The sequence below is a fragment of the Streptomyces sp. NPDC057486 genome, assembly GCF_042802415.1.
In the GTDB taxonomy this organism is placed as follows: Bacteria; Actinomycetota; Actinomycetes; order Streptomycetales; family Streptomycetaceae; genus Streptomyces; species Streptomyces yanii.
On sequence record NZ_JBHVEE010000036.1, the window covers coordinates 1 to 14,848 of the forward strand.

Annotated in this window: 17 protein-coding genes and 1 pseudogene; 11 read left to right on the forward strand and 7 right to left on the reverse strand. The window is 68.0% G+C overall.

Features of this window, described 5'->3' with window-relative positions; translation table 11 throughout:
- Window positions 1-887: 887 nt before the first annotated feature.
- The 3 genes from ACFU6I_RS18690 to ACFU6I_RS18700 all read left to right on the forward strand — a co-directional run bounded on the left by ACFU6I_RS18690 (window position 888) and on the right by ACFU6I_RS18700 (window position 3,377).
- Window positions 888-1,472, forward strand: coding sequence for a hypothetical protein (locus ACFU6I_RS18690; RefSeq protein ID WP_384367635.1), 585 nt, complete (start codon window positions 888-890; stop codon window positions 1,470-1,472).
- Between the two features lie 105 nt (window positions 1,473-1,577).
- Window positions 1,578-2,393: a GPP34 family phosphoprotein gene (locus tag ACFU6I_RS18695; RefSeq protein ID WP_384367638.1), complete on the forward strand. Its 816-nt coding sequence runs from the start codon at window positions 1,578-1,580 to the stop codon at window positions 2,391-2,393.
- Window positions 2,394-2,963: 570 nt separating this feature from the next.
- Window positions 2,964-3,377, forward strand: a complete 414-nt coding sequence (locus tag ACFU6I_RS18700) for a hypothetical protein (RefSeq protein WP_384367641.1) — start codon at window positions 2,964-2,966, stop codon at window positions 3,375-3,377.
- A gap of 393 nt (window positions 3,378-3,770) precedes the next feature.
- On the opposite strand, the gene ACFU6I_RS18705 is transcribed toward ACFU6I_RS18700, so the two are convergent.
- Window positions 3,771-4,727, reverse strand: coding sequence for a helix-turn-helix transcriptional regulator (locus tag ACFU6I_RS18705; RefSeq protein WP_384367644.1), 957 nt, complete (start codon window positions 4,725-4,727; stop codon window positions 3,771-3,773).
- A gap of 92 nt (window positions 4,728-4,819) precedes the next feature.
- On the opposite strand from ACFU6I_RS18705, the gene ACFU6I_RS18710 reads away from it, so the two are divergent.
- The 8 genes from ACFU6I_RS18710 to ACFU6I_RS18745 all read left to right on the forward strand — a co-directional run bounded on the left by ACFU6I_RS18710 (window position 4,820) and on the right by ACFU6I_RS18745 (window position 10,982).
- Complete coding sequence (locus ACFU6I_RS18710; RefSeq protein WP_384367647.1) at window positions 4,820-5,809, forward strand: zinc-binding dehydrogenase; 990 nt, start codon at window positions 4,820-4,822, stop codon at window positions 5,807-5,809.
- Window positions 5,806-6,915 (forward strand): winged helix DNA-binding domain-containing protein, encoded by a 1,110-nt coding sequence (locus ACFU6I_RS18715; RefSeq protein ID WP_384367650.1) that lies wholly within the window; start codon window positions 5,806-5,808, stop codon window positions 6,913-6,915. Before ACFU6I_RS18710 ends, ACFU6I_RS18715 begins: the two co-directional genes overlap by 4 nt.
- A 325-nt stretch (window positions 6,916-7,240) precedes the next feature.
- Window positions 7,241-7,555, forward strand: a complete 315-nt coding sequence (locus ACFU6I_RS18720; RefSeq protein WP_384367653.1) for an ArsR/SmtB family transcription factor — start codon at window positions 7,241-7,243, stop codon at window positions 7,553-7,555.
- A gap of 140 nt (window positions 7,556-7,695) precedes the next feature.
- A complete protein-coding gene (locus ACFU6I_RS18725) occupies window positions 7,696-8,697 on the forward strand; it encodes a zinc-dependent alcohol dehydrogenase family protein (protein ID WP_384367656.1) in 1,002 nt (333 codons plus the stop codon).
- A gap of 150 nt (window positions 8,698-8,847) precedes the next feature.
- Window positions 8,848-9,858, forward strand: coding sequence for a zinc-dependent alcohol dehydrogenase family protein (locus tag ACFU6I_RS18730; protein ID WP_384367659.1), 1,011 nt, complete (start codon window positions 8,848-8,850; stop codon window positions 9,856-9,858).
- A gap of 56 nt (window positions 9,859-9,914) precedes the next feature.
- Window positions 9,915-10,148 carry a hypothetical protein gene (locus ACFU6I_RS18735; RefSeq protein ID WP_384367662.1) on the forward strand — a complete coding sequence of 78 codons (234 nt, stop codon included), beginning with the start codon at window positions 9,915-9,917 and terminating at the stop codon, window positions 10,146-10,148.
- 96 nt (window positions 10,149-10,244) lie between these two features.
- Window positions 10,245-10,427 carry a hypothetical protein gene (locus tag ACFU6I_RS18740; RefSeq protein WP_384367665.1) on the forward strand — a complete coding sequence of 61 codons (183 nt, stop codon included), beginning with the start codon at window positions 10,245-10,247 and terminating at the stop codon, window positions 10,425-10,427.
- Window positions 10,428-10,526: 99 nt separating this feature from the next.
- Window positions 10,527-10,982: an NUDIX domain-containing protein gene (locus ACFU6I_RS18745; protein ID WP_384367668.1), complete on the forward strand. Its 456-nt coding sequence runs from the start codon at window positions 10,527-10,529 to the stop codon at window positions 10,980-10,982.
- A gap of 19 nt (window positions 10,983-11,001) precedes the next feature.
- On the opposite strand, the pseudogene istB reads toward ACFU6I_RS18745, so the two are convergent.
- The 6 genes and pseudogenes from istB to ACFU6I_RS18775 form a co-directional block, all read right to left on the reverse strand.
- Window positions 11,002-11,541, reverse strand: a pseudogene (gene istB, locus ACFU6I_RS18750) (IS21-like element helper ATPase IstB); the annotation flags it as partial.
- Between the two features lie 95 nt (window positions 11,542-11,636).
- The gene (locus tag ACFU6I_RS18755) at window positions 11,637-12,221 is read right to left on the reverse strand and encodes a hypothetical protein (protein ID WP_384367671.1); all 585 of its coding nucleotides are present in this window, start codon (window positions 12,219-12,221) and stop codon (window positions 11,637-11,639) included.
- A gap of 85 nt (window positions 12,222-12,306) precedes the next feature.
- Window positions 12,307-12,666 (reverse strand): hypothetical protein, encoded by a 360-nt coding sequence (locus tag ACFU6I_RS18760; RefSeq protein WP_384367674.1) that lies wholly within the window; start codon window positions 12,664-12,666, stop codon window positions 12,307-12,309.
- 81 nt (window positions 12,667-12,747) lie between these two features.
- Window positions 12,748-13,203, reverse strand: coding sequence for a DUF6262 family protein (locus tag ACFU6I_RS18765; RefSeq protein WP_384367678.1), 456 nt, complete (start codon window positions 13,201-13,203; stop codon window positions 12,748-12,750).
- A 5-nt stretch (window positions 13,204-13,208) separates the two neighbouring features.
- A complete protein-coding gene (locus ACFU6I_RS18770; RefSeq protein WP_384367681.1) occupies window positions 13,209-14,237 on the reverse strand; it encodes a tyrosine-type recombinase/integrase in 1,029 nt (342 codons plus the stop codon).
- Window positions 14,238-14,309: 72 nt separating this feature from the next.
- The gene (locus tag ACFU6I_RS18775) at window positions 14,310-14,699 is read right to left on the reverse strand and encodes a hypothetical protein (RefSeq protein ID WP_384367684.1); all 390 of its coding nucleotides are present in this window, start codon (window positions 14,697-14,699) and stop codon (window positions 14,310-14,312) included.
- Between the last annotated feature and the right edge of the window lie 149 nt (window positions 14,700-14,848).

Genomic DNA, 14,848 nt, shown 5'->3' on the forward strand with positions numbered 1-14,848 from the left:
CGTCTGGAAAGGCAGGCGCCTCATCTGTTCCGTGGTCCTCATGGATGTGCTGCCGGTGAAGATCGTGTGCGTCGGTGCGGGGCCTGCGGGAATGCACGTCGTGCCCAGCGCTCGCAGCCTGCCCGTGCTCCGGGTGCGGCCGAACCCTGTGTGCATGACGTGGCAGAGGGGCTGCCGCACGCCGGTAAGCCTGTCCCTGCATAGGGCGGTCCGTCATCAGACTGCGAGCGAGGGTGATGACACGCGTCTGTCGGCAGCTGAACTCCGCAGATCTACCGCCGTTGAGGCATGGGCGGCGCTCAGCGCCCGGTGACGGCCGGGGCAAGTCTTGGGCCGACGTCTCGGGTAACCACAACCGAGTGGATGCCCAAGGCGATGTGGTGGTACGCGAGCGGCGTCGGGTACCGCGGTCGGGGTATCTGCTGGAGGTCCAACAGTTGGCAGCGCAGCGGTTCGAGGGCCGCGAGGCCTAACTCGCGACAACGGGAGCGTTCACCACCGATCCAGCTGAAGAGAGACGGCTACTGGCGGCGGCTGCTGGCGGCTGGCGGCTGGCGGCTGGCGGCTGGCGGCTGCATGGTCGGGCAAGGCCGCGCTGATGGCCCGGTTCGGCACCAACCCGGTGAACCTACGCGGTCACAGCACCAAGGGCTGTCCCGTAATCCCTGGCGGAACAGCGCGCGGCGTCAGATACGGTTCATCGCATCGCGGAGGAGCGTCCTCATACTGGGCGTATTCGGGCGTTCCGACAACGCAGCGAGGTACCGCAGCTGTCGTCGTACGCCCGCCAGGGATTACGGGACTGCCCTTATAAGTCATCTCAGTTGGCCCGGCCGCGCGCTTGAATACGGGTGGTATTGGAGCGGGCTCTGCCGCATGATCATGCCATGACGAGTCCCGCGGCCTTCCGGGACCAGACCAACTGGTCCGATGGCTACTACGAGCTGGCCATAGAGGTCGGATCGAGTGATGATGCCCAGCTTCAGGCCGTCCTGAGTGCTCTTTGGTCCGCCGCAGACGTTCACGGGTGCTTCGGGCAGAGCGACCGTGAACCTGAGGAGCAGGATCCCGTGCCGTGCACGGTTGGTTCACTGACCGAGTTCGGCCACCTCCACGGTCAGGTCCGTCTGCCGACGGGCCGACTGGTCGTGTGCGGTTGTGTGGCGATCCGCGGCGGTGATGAAAGCGGCGACTGGCTTGACTTTTATGTCCCCGTCGGTGCGCTGGGTCACGCGGGTCTTGCGTACTGGGACGGTCGGCCCTTCTTCAGGTCCGACGTGATGGACGAATGGCTGGCTGCCATCGGGACCGAGACCTTCAAGAGCGCCTCCTTCAGCCTGGGGATCATCGGCTTCGAGGTCTCTGGTTGCACCGACGCATCGACGCTGGCAGGAAGGTTGCCGCAGACGCGGGACATCGGATATCTGCTTCCACAAGGCAACGTCCTGCACTATGGCGCCGCCAACACCTGAGCCTTGCTGCTCCGGGTGGGCACGAGCCTGCGGTAGCAGATGAGGGTGCAGACGATGCTCGTGAAGGTCTCCGCTCCACGGACGGCCGCGCGTACCCTGGCACGTATGACCACGGGGGATGAACTGCTCCTGCTCGCGATACGCCCCGGCAGGCGGCGAATACGGTTACGGGCCGAGGACCGGCTCCGGTTCGCCCTGCGGGCATCGGAGTTGGCGGATCTGGGCTTGGCCGGACGAATCGCGGTCGGCCCCCGGCGGATCGAGGTGATGGATTCGCAGCGCGTCGAGGACCGCCGCCTGAACAACGTCCTGCACCGTCTGGGCACAACCACTCCCCCGCCCAGCCTCAAGGACTGGCTGCGCCGCACACCACGCTCCCTCACCATCGAATATCTCTCTCGGCTCGAGGACCAGAAGGCGGTCCGGGTCCGCCGTTGGCGCGACCCCAGCGGCCGTACCCGCCACGACATTCTCTCCGTCGACCTACCGCGCCGCCAGGCGCTGCTGGCCCGTCTCGACAGCGTGGTCCGCTCCGGCTCCGCAATCTCCACCGCCGACCGCGACCTCACCCTCGCCGCCCTCGTCCAGGCTGCGGGCCTCGCGCCTGCCGCCTACCCGGGCCTGCGGGGCATCACCGGCCGCCGCCGTTTGGCCACCCTCGTCGCAAACGACCGCCTCACTCCCGCAACCGCCAAAGCGGACCCGGCAGCCGACGAGGAACTCGTTGCGGCGCTGACCACCGGCGCCGACGTCCTCACCCGCCAGCTCCTCGGCGAGCTCAGCGACCTCTACGCCGACTTCACCACCGGCGGCCACAGCCTCGGCCACGACCTGGATCCGGGCAGTTGGTCCGAGGGCGGCGGGGGCGGCACCGGCCACCACGGCGGCGGACACGGAGACGGCGGCCACGGCAGCTGGTGACACCGACAGCCCGGGGCTCGCAGCCCCCTTGTCCGCACCCGGGCCCCATTGCACCCCAACGGCCGGATACACCTCGTATGAGGGGCCGTTGAGGGCTGTGACGACCAAGAAGGTGCACCAGAAGGCTGTCTGCTGACGGCCAGTCAGTGCTTGCATCCGCTGTCCTGAACGCACCAGGGCGAACTGACGGCGGAGATACGGGACGAAGACGATCCTCAGCACCACAATGGTGACCTGCGGATACGCGTTGACCTGGCGAGAAGCTGACCTGCACGTTTCTGCAATAGTCGCCGCGACTCCCCGCTGTTCCCCGTGCAGTACCCCGTCATCGGGCACGCGGGGGCACGTGTGCCCGTCTACCGGGCTGCTGGAAGTGAGGCGCCCGTCCGCGCGTCGGTACCTCTTCCGCGTCACTCGTCTGCACCGTCGAGGGCGACGGCGAGCGGCCGTCCGCTGACGCTGGGACCTGACACAGGTACGGCGCGCTGCCTGTTCAGGAGCCAACCTGGCAGATGGGATCGCGGCGCGGCAGGCACATGCTGCTGAAGAACAAGGGGAAGGCACCTCCGTATGTCACACCACACCGCGACGGTGCCGGGGGCTACCTGGGTGGCCAGGTGGGTGGGAGCCCTCCTGTGCCTCGCGGTGGCCGCCATCCATGTCGTGGACCAGGGCGGCATCACGGCAACGAGGGATCCCTACTACATCGGCGTCGCCTACCACGTCCTGGAGATCGCGGCCGTGGTCGCCGCCGTGCTGCTCCTCATCGGCCTCGTCCGACTGGGATGGTTGCTGGCAGCCGCGGTCGCCATCGGCCCCTTGCTGGGCTACATCCTCTCCAGGGGGCCGGGGCTGCCCCACTACGGCGACGATGTCGGTAATTGGGCTGAACCCCTCGGGCTGGTCAGCCTGGTTGTCGAAGGAGCCCTGCTTCTGCTGTCGGTGCCACTCTTCGTGCGGAGCCTGCGCCGCAGAACCTACTGACTCTGCGCCGATTGGCATCCGGGCCAGGCCGGAGGATGCCTGACGAGGATCGAGTGCTGGGGCATGGAGGTCGGCGCCGACCGAGCGACCCACACGTGAGCACCCGCTCCTGAAGGCCACTAGGGCGTTCTCCGGGCCCCTTCGTGCTTAGAGCTCGCGCAGATTGGCGCCGGGGCTCGCGCGGCACCAAACCAGGCATAGGTCTTGGCGCTCGTGGAGTCGCTACCACGTGCTGTGATCATCGGGGAGGCCTATCCCTGTCCGTACTTCATGGCTGACCGAACCGCTGTGGGACCGATTTTCAAGCCCTCCTGCGCCTGCAGAACCTCTTTCCACCTCCTCGTCGGCTGCCACGAATGTTGCGCCACCGCCGCGGTGTCACGGTGAGGAAAGTCATGCGGGTGCGCGGGTGGCCCGGAGGAAGCGGGCGCCCCACTCCTGGACGTGCGCGGCGAACTCCGGCGGGCCCAGGACCTCGAACTCGGAGCCCACGTTGCCCAGTGCCTGAGTCGGCCAGTCGAGAGAGGTCGAAGTCATGGTGAGCCGACAGCTGTCCTGATCGAGCGGTTCGATCGTGCCCCAGCGGCCGATCACCTGCCGCACCCGCGAGGAGGGCGCGTGCACAAGGACCTCGACCGTGTACGGAGCCGGAGGCCCGCTCGCTGCCTGGACGAAGGCCACGGCATCCTCGGCCGGGAGCAGTCGCGGCCGGAAGCGCGTGCCGGTCGCCGTCGGCTCGGTCAGCCGGTCGAGGCGGAAGCTGCGCCAGTCGTGCCGGCCCAGGTCGTAGGCCACCAGGTACCAGCGTCCGCCGAGTGCGACCACGCGGTGCGGCTCGACCTCACGCTCAGTGAGTGCGGAGCCTCTGGCCGTGTAGCAGAACCGCAGCCGCTCCTCGTCCCGGCAAGCCTGGGCGACCGCGGTGAGCACCCCCGCCGCGACGACCGGCCCGGACACGACAGCGGAGAGGGTCATCGCCCGCAGGGCGTCCACCCTGGCCCGCAGCCGGGGCGGCAGGACACGCACCACCTTGGTGAGTGCGCGCAAAGACGCCTCCTCCATACCCGCGATCCCGCTCTGCGCCGCGTCGCCGACGCCCACCGCGAGCGCCACCGCCTCCTCGTCGTCCAGCAGCAGCGGCGGCAGGACGGCGCCGGGCGCGAGCTGGTAGCCGCCGTCGGTGCCCCGGGCCGCGCCGACCGGGTAGCCGAGCTCGCGCAGCCGCTCGATATCGCGGCGCAGCGTCCGCTCGGAGACCCCGAGCCGGTCGGCCAGTTCCAGGCCGGACCAGTGCCGGTGGGTCTGCAGCAGCGAGAGCAGTCTGAGGGTCCGTGAGCTGGTGTTCGCCATGCCGACATCCTGCCTCGACTTCCGGTCAGAAAGTGGCCGGAAGCCTCCCTAGAGTCGATCTCGACGGCCACACCCGAGGTAAGGACCGAAAAATGATCGCCCGTGAGATCCAGCTGACTGCCCAGATCACCGGCACCCCCACACTCGACCATTTCACCGTCGCCAAGACCGAGGTGGACGGCGAGGTTCTGGTACGCACCGACCAGATCGGGCTCGCCGCGACCTACCTGGAGCTGATGCGGGCCGACTGCACCATCCCGGTCCCGGCCTGGCAGCCGGGGCAGCGAGTGGGGGTGGCCGCCATCGGCACCGTGGTCCGATCCGACAGCCCCGAACTCGAGATCGGCGACCTGGTCCAGTCGATGACCGGCTGGAGCGAGTACTCGGCCGGCCCGGCCGGCTCGTACCTCAAGCTCAATCGTGAGCTCTTCGCCGACCCCGGCTACTACCTCGGCCAAGGACCGACCGCCTACTACGGGATGGCCGAGGTAGCGTCCGTCGGCGAAGGCGACGTGGTCTTCGTCTCCGGCGCGGCGGGCGGGGTTGGTTCGCTGGCCGGGCAGATCGCCAAGTGCCTCGGCGCGGCGCGGGTGATCGGCAGCGCCGGCAGCCTGGCGAAGGCCGACTACTTGGTGAACGAGCTCGGCTACGACGCCGCCTTCGACTACCACGACGGCTCTACGGCCGACCGGCTGCGGGAGCTCGCGCCCGAGGGCATCTCCGTCTTCTTCGACGTCGTGGGCGGCGAGCAGTACGAGGGCGCGCTTCAGAGGGCCCGGCCCGGAGCGCGCTTCGCCCTCTGCGGCTCACTGTCCAGCCAGCTCGGTGACGCGGCGCAGCGCTTTCCGCAGCCCGATCGCGCGGCGGCCGAGGCTAGGGGCGTCGAGCTGCTGCCGTTCTCCTGCTACCAGACGCCCGATCAGAGCGCGTCCTGGCGCGAGGCCTTCAGCAGCTGGCTGGGCGAGGGTCGCTTCGTCTACCCGCAGACAGTGATCGAGGGTGGGATCGAGGACGTGCCGCAGGCGTTCCTCTCCCTGTTGCAGGGTTCCTACAAGGGCAATGTCTCGGTGCGGCTGTCGTGACCACACTCTCCCTCCGGGCCCTGAACCGAGCACTGATGGGCCGCCAGTTTCTGCTGCGGCGCACCGATCGCACCCCGTTGGAGGTGATCCGTCGACTGGTTGCACTGCAGGCACAGGAGCCCAACTGGGCCTACGTCGGGCTGTGGAGCAGGATCCACTCCTTCACGCAGCCCGAGCTCACCGCACTGCTGGAGGACCGGCAAGTGGTCCGCTCCGGTCTGCTCCGCAGTACCCAGCACCTCGCCGCAGCCGACGACTTCCGTCGGCTGCGGCCGCTGCTGCAGCCCGTGCTCGACCGCACGGCCGGCTCCCCCCACTTCACCCGGAACAGCACAGGCCTGGACGCGGCGTCCTTGGTGGCCGATGGACTCGGCCTGCTCGCGGGAGGGACGCTGTCGCGCAAGGAGCTGGCCCGGCGGCTGGCCGAACGCCATCCGGGACGCGACGGCCGGATTCTGGCCGGGGAGGTGGAACTGCGCACCCCCCTCGTCCATGGCGCGGCCACCGGCGCATGGGGCTCCTGGGGCAACCGGTCGGCGATCTCGGTCACGCCCGCCGACGTCTGGCTGGGACAGCCGATGGCGCCGGCAGCGACGCCGACTGCCGCCAAGGATTCGGCCAAGGAGCTGATCCGCCGCTATCTGGCCGCCTTCGGCCCGGCCGGAGTGAAGGACGTCCAGGCCTGGTGCGGACTGACCCGCCTGGGCGAGGTCGTCGCGGAGATGCGCGCCGAACTGCGCCGCTACTCCGGCCCCGACGGCAGGGATCTGATCGATCTGGCCGACGCCGAGTTGCCCGACCCCGAGACGCCCGCTCCGGTACGGCTGCTGCCCGCCTTCGACAACGCCCTGCTCGGCCACGCCGACCGGACCCGGGTCATCAGCGACGAGGACCGGAAGCGGGTGATGCCCGGCCAGGCACAAGTACGGCCCACCTTCCTGGTGGACGGCCGGGTGCACGGCACATGGTCCCTCGACACCGGGACGCTGCGGCTCACCCCGTTCCGACCACTCCGCGCCACCGACCGGGCGGCCCTGGAACAAGAAGCCGACCGGCTGCTGCCATTCGCGGGAGGCCGGGCGGTGTCCTACAGCGACCGTTCCTAGCCAGTCTGCGTGAGTGAGTCCTGGACCAACTGTTGCGTACCGGGCGCATCCCGAACGGTGTTGGATGCGCTGGGTTCCCGCTTTCGCGTCCCGTTCGGTGACGGCCCTCCGGGGGGGGCCGGTCCGTTGCGGGTGGGCGGGTTCCCTCACGCCCCCGGTCACCTGGTCCGGCCTGGACGGTCCGATGCCCCGCACGATCACTCCGGTCGTGCGGGGGCGGTGCCGTCCGACGGCTTGCTTCGATGGCGATCGTAGTATGGGTAGATTGCACCTACGCTTTCTTCAAGGAGTCACCGTGGCTCGTCCTCGTGCTGCCGCTCGGACCGTGGATCATCCTGACCTGGCCCAGGTCTCCCTTCAGCAGGTTCTGGAGGCGCTGGTGGATCCCGTGCGTCGCCTGGTGGTGTCGCAGTTGGTTCGGGCGGGTGAGGATCTGAGTTGCGGCACGTTCGAGGCGCCGGTTTCGTTGTCGACGCTCACGCATCACTTCAACGTGCTGCGTGAGGCGGGCGTGATCCGTCAGTACTACGTGGGTACGGCGAAGATGAACACGCTGCGCAAGGACGAGATGGAGCAGCGGTTCCCCGGGCTGCTCTCGGCAGTCATCGCGGCCTCTGCCGCGGAGGCGAAGGAGGCCTGAGCGGGCTGGGTGCGCACCCCGGGTACATATTTCGATGACGCTCAAAATTTGACTGCCATCGAAGTGTGGGGCAGTGTGGATGGTGCCGCGTCACGAATGCGGCTTTTACCCCATCTGCTTCTCTTGTGGACTGGTGCACCATGGCAAAGCTCGTACAGTTCGACCGTCTCGGCGGCGCCGAGGTTCTCTCCCTCCGTGAGGTCGAGGACCGCGCTCCGGGGGCGGGTGAGGTGCGTATCCGTGTCGATGCGATCGGCCTGAACCGGGCCGAGATCATGTACCGGGACGGCGCGTACTTCTACCAGCCGGCCTTCCCTTCCACGCTGGGCTATGAGGCCGCCGGTGTCATCGAGGCCGTTGGTGAGGGCGTGGAGTCGTTCACCGAGGGTGACCTGGTCGCTGTCGTGCCCGCGTTCCTGCAGAGCGAGTACGGCACCTACGGTGACCACGTGATCCTTCCGGCATCGGCCGTGGTTCCCCGCCCGGCGAACGTCGACGCCACGACGGGGGCGGCGGTGTGGATGGCTTACATCACCGCCTACGGCCCGCTGGCCGAGAGCGGCCGGGTGCGCCCCGGTGACTACGTGCTGATCACCGCGGCCTCCAGCAGCGTCGGCCTGGCGGCGATCCAGATCGCCCGCCACATCGGCGCGATCCCGATCGCCACCACTCGCGGCCGGGGTAAGAAGCAGCGCCTGCTGGACGCGGGCGCGGCCGACGTCATCGTGACCAACGACGAGGATCTGCCCGCCCGGATCAAGGAGATCACCGGCGGCGAAGGTGTGCGCCTGGTCTTCGATCCGATCGCCGGGCCCGGCGTCGAGACCCTCGCCCAGGGCATCGCCCCGGGCGGCTTCCTGGTCGTCTACGGCGCGCTCGACCCGCGCACCACCCCGCTGCCGAACGCGCAGTCCTTCCCCGCGCTCAACAGCAGCACCTACACCCTTTTCGAGATCACTGCCGACCCCGAACGCCTCGCCCGAGCCGTCGCGTTCGTCAACGCGGGCCTGGCCTCGGGCTCCTTCACCCCGGTCGTGGACCGCACCTTCGATCTCACCGAGATAGCCGAGGCTCACCGCTACATGGAGGCCAACGGCCAGGTCGGCAAGATCGTCGTCACCGTCGGCCACGGCGCGGCCTGACGCATCCCGGCCCCGCGCCGGACACACCCCAGCCTCAAGGCCTTGTGCGGTCCGCGCCCCTCCACGGGGGCGGACCGCCCGGAGGGCGCCGCATCCGCCCGCCTCCGGAGACGGGACCTTTGTCGATCACATGCATCCAAGGAGTCAGATATGAACCGCGCTGTCCGTTTCCATGAGACCGGTGGCCCCGACGTCCTGCGCCTGGAAGAGGTCCCTGTCCCCGCGCCGGGACCGGGCGAGGTCCTCATCCGCACCCGGGCGTTGGGCCTGAACCGGGCGGAGTCGATGTTCCGGCTCGGCCAGTACGGCATCGACCCCGTCTTCCCCTCCGGGATCGGGTACGAGGCCGCGGGCGTGATCGAAGCTCTCGGGGACGGCGTAAGCGGGCTGAGCGTGGGCGAGGCGGTCAGCGTGGTGCCCTCGTTCGCCATGACCGACTACCCCATGCACGGCGAGGCGGTCCTCGCGCCCGCCGGCGCTGTCGTCGCCCACCCCGAGCGTCTGTCGTTCGAGGAGGCCGCGTCGGTGTGGATGCAGTTCGTCACCGCCTACGGCGGCCTGGTGGACCTCGCGGGCGTCCGGGCCGGGGACACCGTCGTGATCTCCGCGGCGTCCAGCAGCGTCGGCCTGGCGGCCATCCAGGTCGCCCACAAGGCTGGGGCCAGGGCCATCGCCCTGACTCGCACCGGCGCCAAGCGCGAGCAGCTCCTGGCGGCCGGGGCCGACGAGGTCATCGCCACCGCCGAGGAGGACGTCGCCGCACGCGTGGGTGAGCTGACCGGCGGGAAGGGCGCCCGGGTCATCTTCGACCCCGTCGGCGGTCCGGCCCTGGCCGACCTGGTCGAGGCCGCCGCCCACGAAGCCGTCATCGTGGTCTACGGCGTTCTCAACCGCACGCCGACCCCGCTGAACGTCGGTGAGGTCCTCTTCAAGCACCTCACCATCCGCGGGTTCGAACTCTTCGAGATCACCACCGACGACCGTCGGCGGGCCGAAGCGGTCGCGTTCGTCAGCGACGGCCTCGCCAAGGGAGAGCTCGCCCCCGTGATCGACAGGACGTTCCCCTTGGAGGCCATCGCGGACGCCCACCGCTATCTGGAGGCCGGCGGCCAGGTCGGCAAGATCGTCATCGCCGTCGACCAGCACGAGGACCGGTCATGAAATGCGGCGCCAACGTCGCCTGACGCGTCATCGCCTACGGCGACGAATGAATCCCCATGCTCCGCCCCCACGCCCTCGACCACATCACCGAGTTCAAGAAGACCGCTCGCAATCCTGGCACCGACGAGCCCATCCCCGTCACCCTCTTCGGCGGCGAACTCCACGACGTCGACGCCTACGCGACCGCCGGAGCAGGCCGCGTCCTGTTCTGGGTCCGTCCCCAGGACACCGCAAGAATGACCACCACCGTGAACCACATCGCCCTGAGCCTCGGCAGCCGCCTGCGCTGAGCGCGTGTACGCGACCTGTGGCGGACGTGGTCAAGGCGTCTTCGGCCCGTTGGTGCGTAAATCCTTACCGCCGGCCTCCCCTCGCCGGCCGAACCGATGCCCGGCCGGGACAGCGAGCGGCAGCCGTGCACCAGCTTCCACTCCGGCAAGGCCGACAGCCCCGGCTACACGCAGGAGCAGGCCGCCGAAGTGCGCCGGTTCCAGGCGGAGCTGCTCCGGCTTGGCTTCGTCCACTTCAAGCGACAGCGTTTGTCTGTGAGTTTCGACAGCAGTTGCTGATCACGTAGCTCGCGATTGTTCAAGGGAAATGAAGGCACTGCCGTGTTAGGGGCTCGCGTGGGACGCCTGGTTTGGGGTCACCGAGATCGATAGGGTGTGATGGTGATCGACGTGTCTGCTGTGCCTGACTCTCAACGCGCCGCGGTGGCCATCGTGACGAGCCCAGATCGCGAGGTGCTGCTTCAGCTGCGAGATGACATTCCTGGGATTGCACATCCCGGATTCTGGGGTTTCCCTGGAGGGTCACTGGAGCCAGGTGAGGAGCCTTTGGCGGCGATCAAGCGTGAGCTTCGCGAAGAGACTGGCATGCGTGTGCAGGTTGCCCGCCCACTCTTCGAGTTGATCGACGCACTCGAGGACGGAGGGAATGGAAAGCTCCTCACTGTCTTTCACATCCATCACTCGGGCTCGGTGCGGGATCTGGTGGTTGGGGAGGGGCGAGAGCTGAGGTTCTTCCCGCTCACGGGCCTCCCCGCCCGGGTGCCCGCGCATGTCGTGGAGGCCGTGAAACGCTTCCTTGACTGTGGCGCCGACGCGGCCATTACGTGTCAGTGAAACTGCTCATCAGCACGGATCACCCCGCCTCGGCGTGTTCCGCTCGTGCTCGGGTGGTGGCGAGCCGGTAGGAGTCGGTGCCGGTCTCGATGATGGTGCCGTTGAAGGTCAGGCGGTCGACGATGGCCGCGCAGAGGCGGGGGTCGGTGAAGGTCTTGGTCCAGCCGCCGAAGGATTCGTTGGAGGCGATGGCGACGCTGTTCTTCTCCTCGCGTTCGGTCAGGACCTGGAAGAGGAGTTCGGCGCCGTGGCGGTCGAGTTCCATGTAGCCGAGTTCGTCGATGCAGAGGAGGTCGACGCGGCCGTAGCGGGCGATGGTCTTGGTCAGCTGCTTCTCGTCGGCGGCTTCGACCAGCTCGTTCACCAGCTTCGTGGCGAGCGTGTAGCGGACGCGGTAGCCCTTCATCGCGGCCTCGGCGCCCAGAGCGATGAGCATGTGGGACTTGCCGGTGCCGGAGTCACCGATCAGGCAGAGTGGCTGGCTCTTCTTGATCCACTCGCAGCTGGCCAGGGTGTGGATAGTCGCCGCGTCGATGTTCGGGTTGGCGTCGAAGTCGAAGGTCTCCGCTTATCCGGGGTCGGTGGCCGCGGCGACCATATTTGTGCAGTTCGTAGCGCTGCCGACGGTGTCCGTAGCGTGGACGCCACTCTGGTTCAGGCGTCGAGGCTGGGCCTTGTCCAGAGCGTGATGTCGCTGCTTGTCGCGACGGCGAGTGTGCGTCCGGAGGAGGAGAAACCGACGGTTCGCAGTTCGGAGTAGTTGGCGTGGAAGATGTGCCACCACTTCTCACCGGCGGGACCACGGCAGAGTCCTCCATCGGCCGAGAGGAGAACGCGGTGGTGCGGCCAATCCGGGCTGACGACCTCAACGGTCCATCCGTCCTCGGTGGTGGAGTGGAGGCCGCCGCCGAACAGGCCAGCGATCCGAACCTCAGTGCCAGCGAGCGGTCCGAGTCCAGGACAGGACAAGTTGGGGCCAGTTGGTGTGCTGTGATCGGGGTCGGGGTCGTGGTCACGGACGAGTCGCTGCCCCGTGGAGGCGTCGAAGACGCCGTGACCGTTGCTGGAGACGACCATCAGGAGGTCGTTTCCGCTGGCGGGGTCGATCCCGAAGCCGACTCCGAGTAGCCCGCCGATGGGCAATCGCCGCTCGGAGACGGGCTGCCAAGGGTGTGGTGCCGGAATGACGGGGGCAGCGAGGAAACGATCCCTCAGCTGCTGCTGGTATTCGGAGAGCATCGTGTCCTCAGGATGGATGTCCCAGACTCGGCCGGGGCAGCTTACTGGTGGTTCAGAATCAGCTCGTCGTGGACCGGGGCTGCAGTCATTCGTCGATGCATTGAAGGATGTGCGTGAAGTCGCCGGTCTCGACCAGGCCGACGAGGACCTGGGTCATATTGCTGATGCCGGCGTCGCGGACGATGAGGCCATCCGAGCACGAGAAGTATGCGCCGCCGAGGGCCTCCCCGGTCACCGCCCACCGCTTCATGATGGTCTCCACCTGAGTGAGGGTGATGACGGTCGCACTCCACCGGGTTCCGTCGTTGAGGTCCACGAAGACATCGATGTTGTCCACCGATTCCAAGTCCTCGCCGGCATCCGGCAGGAACGCCGCCTCGAAGTGCTCCGTGCGGACTCTGTACCAGGGTCCGTCCCATCTGCCCGCTTGTTCGTTGTGGCTCACCGGGCGAGTGTGCCGGGCTGATCCTCCGGCCTCAACTGCATTGTTCTGGCGCTCTGCCGACTGTAGCGGCTGGCCTGTCGTTCACCGGGGCGCGTCGCCGCGTTCCCGAAGCCGACGCTGGAGGCGAAGGATCTCGCCGTGGGCGGCGGCCAGCCGTTGTTCGAGCTCTTGGACGCGCTCACGGTGAGCGGCGCGTTCGCGGCGGAGGGCCTCGGTGAGGCTATGGATCACCGTGCCGTCGTCGGCTGACGGGTCCTGACGGAGGGGACGGTGGTCAGCCCGTTGCTGGCCGCGCAGGGTTTCGATGCGTTTGCGCAGGTCGGTGTGGGCGTAGAGGAAGTCCGGGCTGACGCCCGCCGCGCGGGCGACAGCCCGGAAGTTGATCTCCTCGCCTGCTTTGACCAGTCGCCGGATACCTGCCTCTGCTCGCTGGACGGCCTGCTCGTGCTCGTCCTGGGCTGCCTGCCGTAGGGCGGCAATGCGCCGGTTCTCGGCTGGGGCAGCGTCAGGGACCGAGGTGGTCGGGCGGGTGGTCATGCGGGCTATGTCCCTTTGTGAGCAGGTGTATTGACGGTGTACTGGTAGCCGGTGCGACCGAGCACGCCGGTGCCGCGGACGACGGCGGTGCTGTCGGCCGGCTGGGCTTGTAGGGCGGTGATTTCCAGGCGCATGCTGCGGATCTCCGCGTTGCGCTGTTCCAGCCAGACGTTGGCCTCGCTCATTAGCTCTCCGTAGCGGTCGGCGTGTCGGGCCTTCCGGGATGCGACCAGGGACTCGGTCTCGGTGAGCTGACGTTGGATGTCGGGCAGGAAGGTGCGGTCGGTGGCGAAGTGGTCGCAGCCGTGGCAGGCATTTCCCTTGTCGCAGGAGCGCGTGGGCGGCAGCAGGCAGTAACCGTTGGGCAGGATGCGGTCGGTGCGGCGGTCGAGTTGGACCAGGTCGAGCATGTCTCGGCGGTCCATGCCCATCTCGCGCCCGTCACGGCCGATCTTGGCCAGGGCGAGGAACTCGCGCTCGGCGGTGCTGGTCAGGGTCGCCGCGTAGCGCATCGTCATTTCCGGAGAGAGATGACCGAGGTAGCGCTGGACAACGTGGATAGGCGCGCCGGCGTTGATCAGGGTGGTCGCCTTCGTGTGGCGGAGCCGGTGGCTGCGTGAGTAGAGCAGGAACTCGCCGCAGGAGTCGCGCAGGTCCAGGTGGTGGCTGAACTGCTTCAGGACGCGGTTGTAGTTGCTGGTCTCCCAGGACTTGGTGCCGTGCCGGTTGCCGGTGGTCTTCGGGAACAGGTAGCGGACCGTTCCGGTGGGGCCGAGGTTCCACTGTTCGCGCACCCATGCCTGTTGTTCCCGCACGATCTCGACGACGTCGCGGCCGACGAGGATGGTGTTCGGCGCCCCGTCGATCTTCGTCTGTTGGTAGCGGAGCCGGGCGACCATCCCACCCTCGGGGACGGCGGTGGTGTCGAGGCCGGGGATGTCGGAGAGCGGCTCGAAGTCCATCAGCAGCACCTCGCTGGCCCGGCGCCCGGTCCTCATCACCTGGGCCGCCATCACGCTAATGACCCGCCGCATCACCCAGAAGAAGCCCCCCACAGGCCAGGCCCTTAACCCGCCCGACCTGACACAAGCAGCCTGAACCGGATATCAAGCGGGCCGTTGTGCCCTCTCAAGCGCGGCCTGGACTTCTGCGAAGCGTTTCGCACCCTGCACTTTGCCCGCGTATCCTGCCATGTCGCTGAGGGCATAGGCGGTGGTCTTGAACCCGTCAGTCTGGTGGAACTCGGCACCCCAGTTGCCGAGCGTTACATGCGTGACCTGCTCCAACGGCAACCGCTGAGTACCCCACGGGTTGACCGCGACAACCAGCCCAGGACCGATCTCAAGCCGGACTCGCAATATCACCCACCAGAAGAAGCAGCAGGCACCCGCTGCCAGTCCAGTCCACACGCCTGCGAGCCGGACACCCGCCCACGTCGGTGCCAGCACCCACCAGAACCAGCACCGAGCAGCTGCGAACACAACAACGGCCGACATGACATACACCGCGGGACGTGAACCCCCGGCGACACGCCACACCGCGACCTCTTCCCCACCTAGGTCTCCCATGGCGCCATTGTGGCTGGCCTCGTTGATTTCTAGGAACAGCGTTTATCGACGTTTTCCGGAGGCAGTTGGTGATCCAC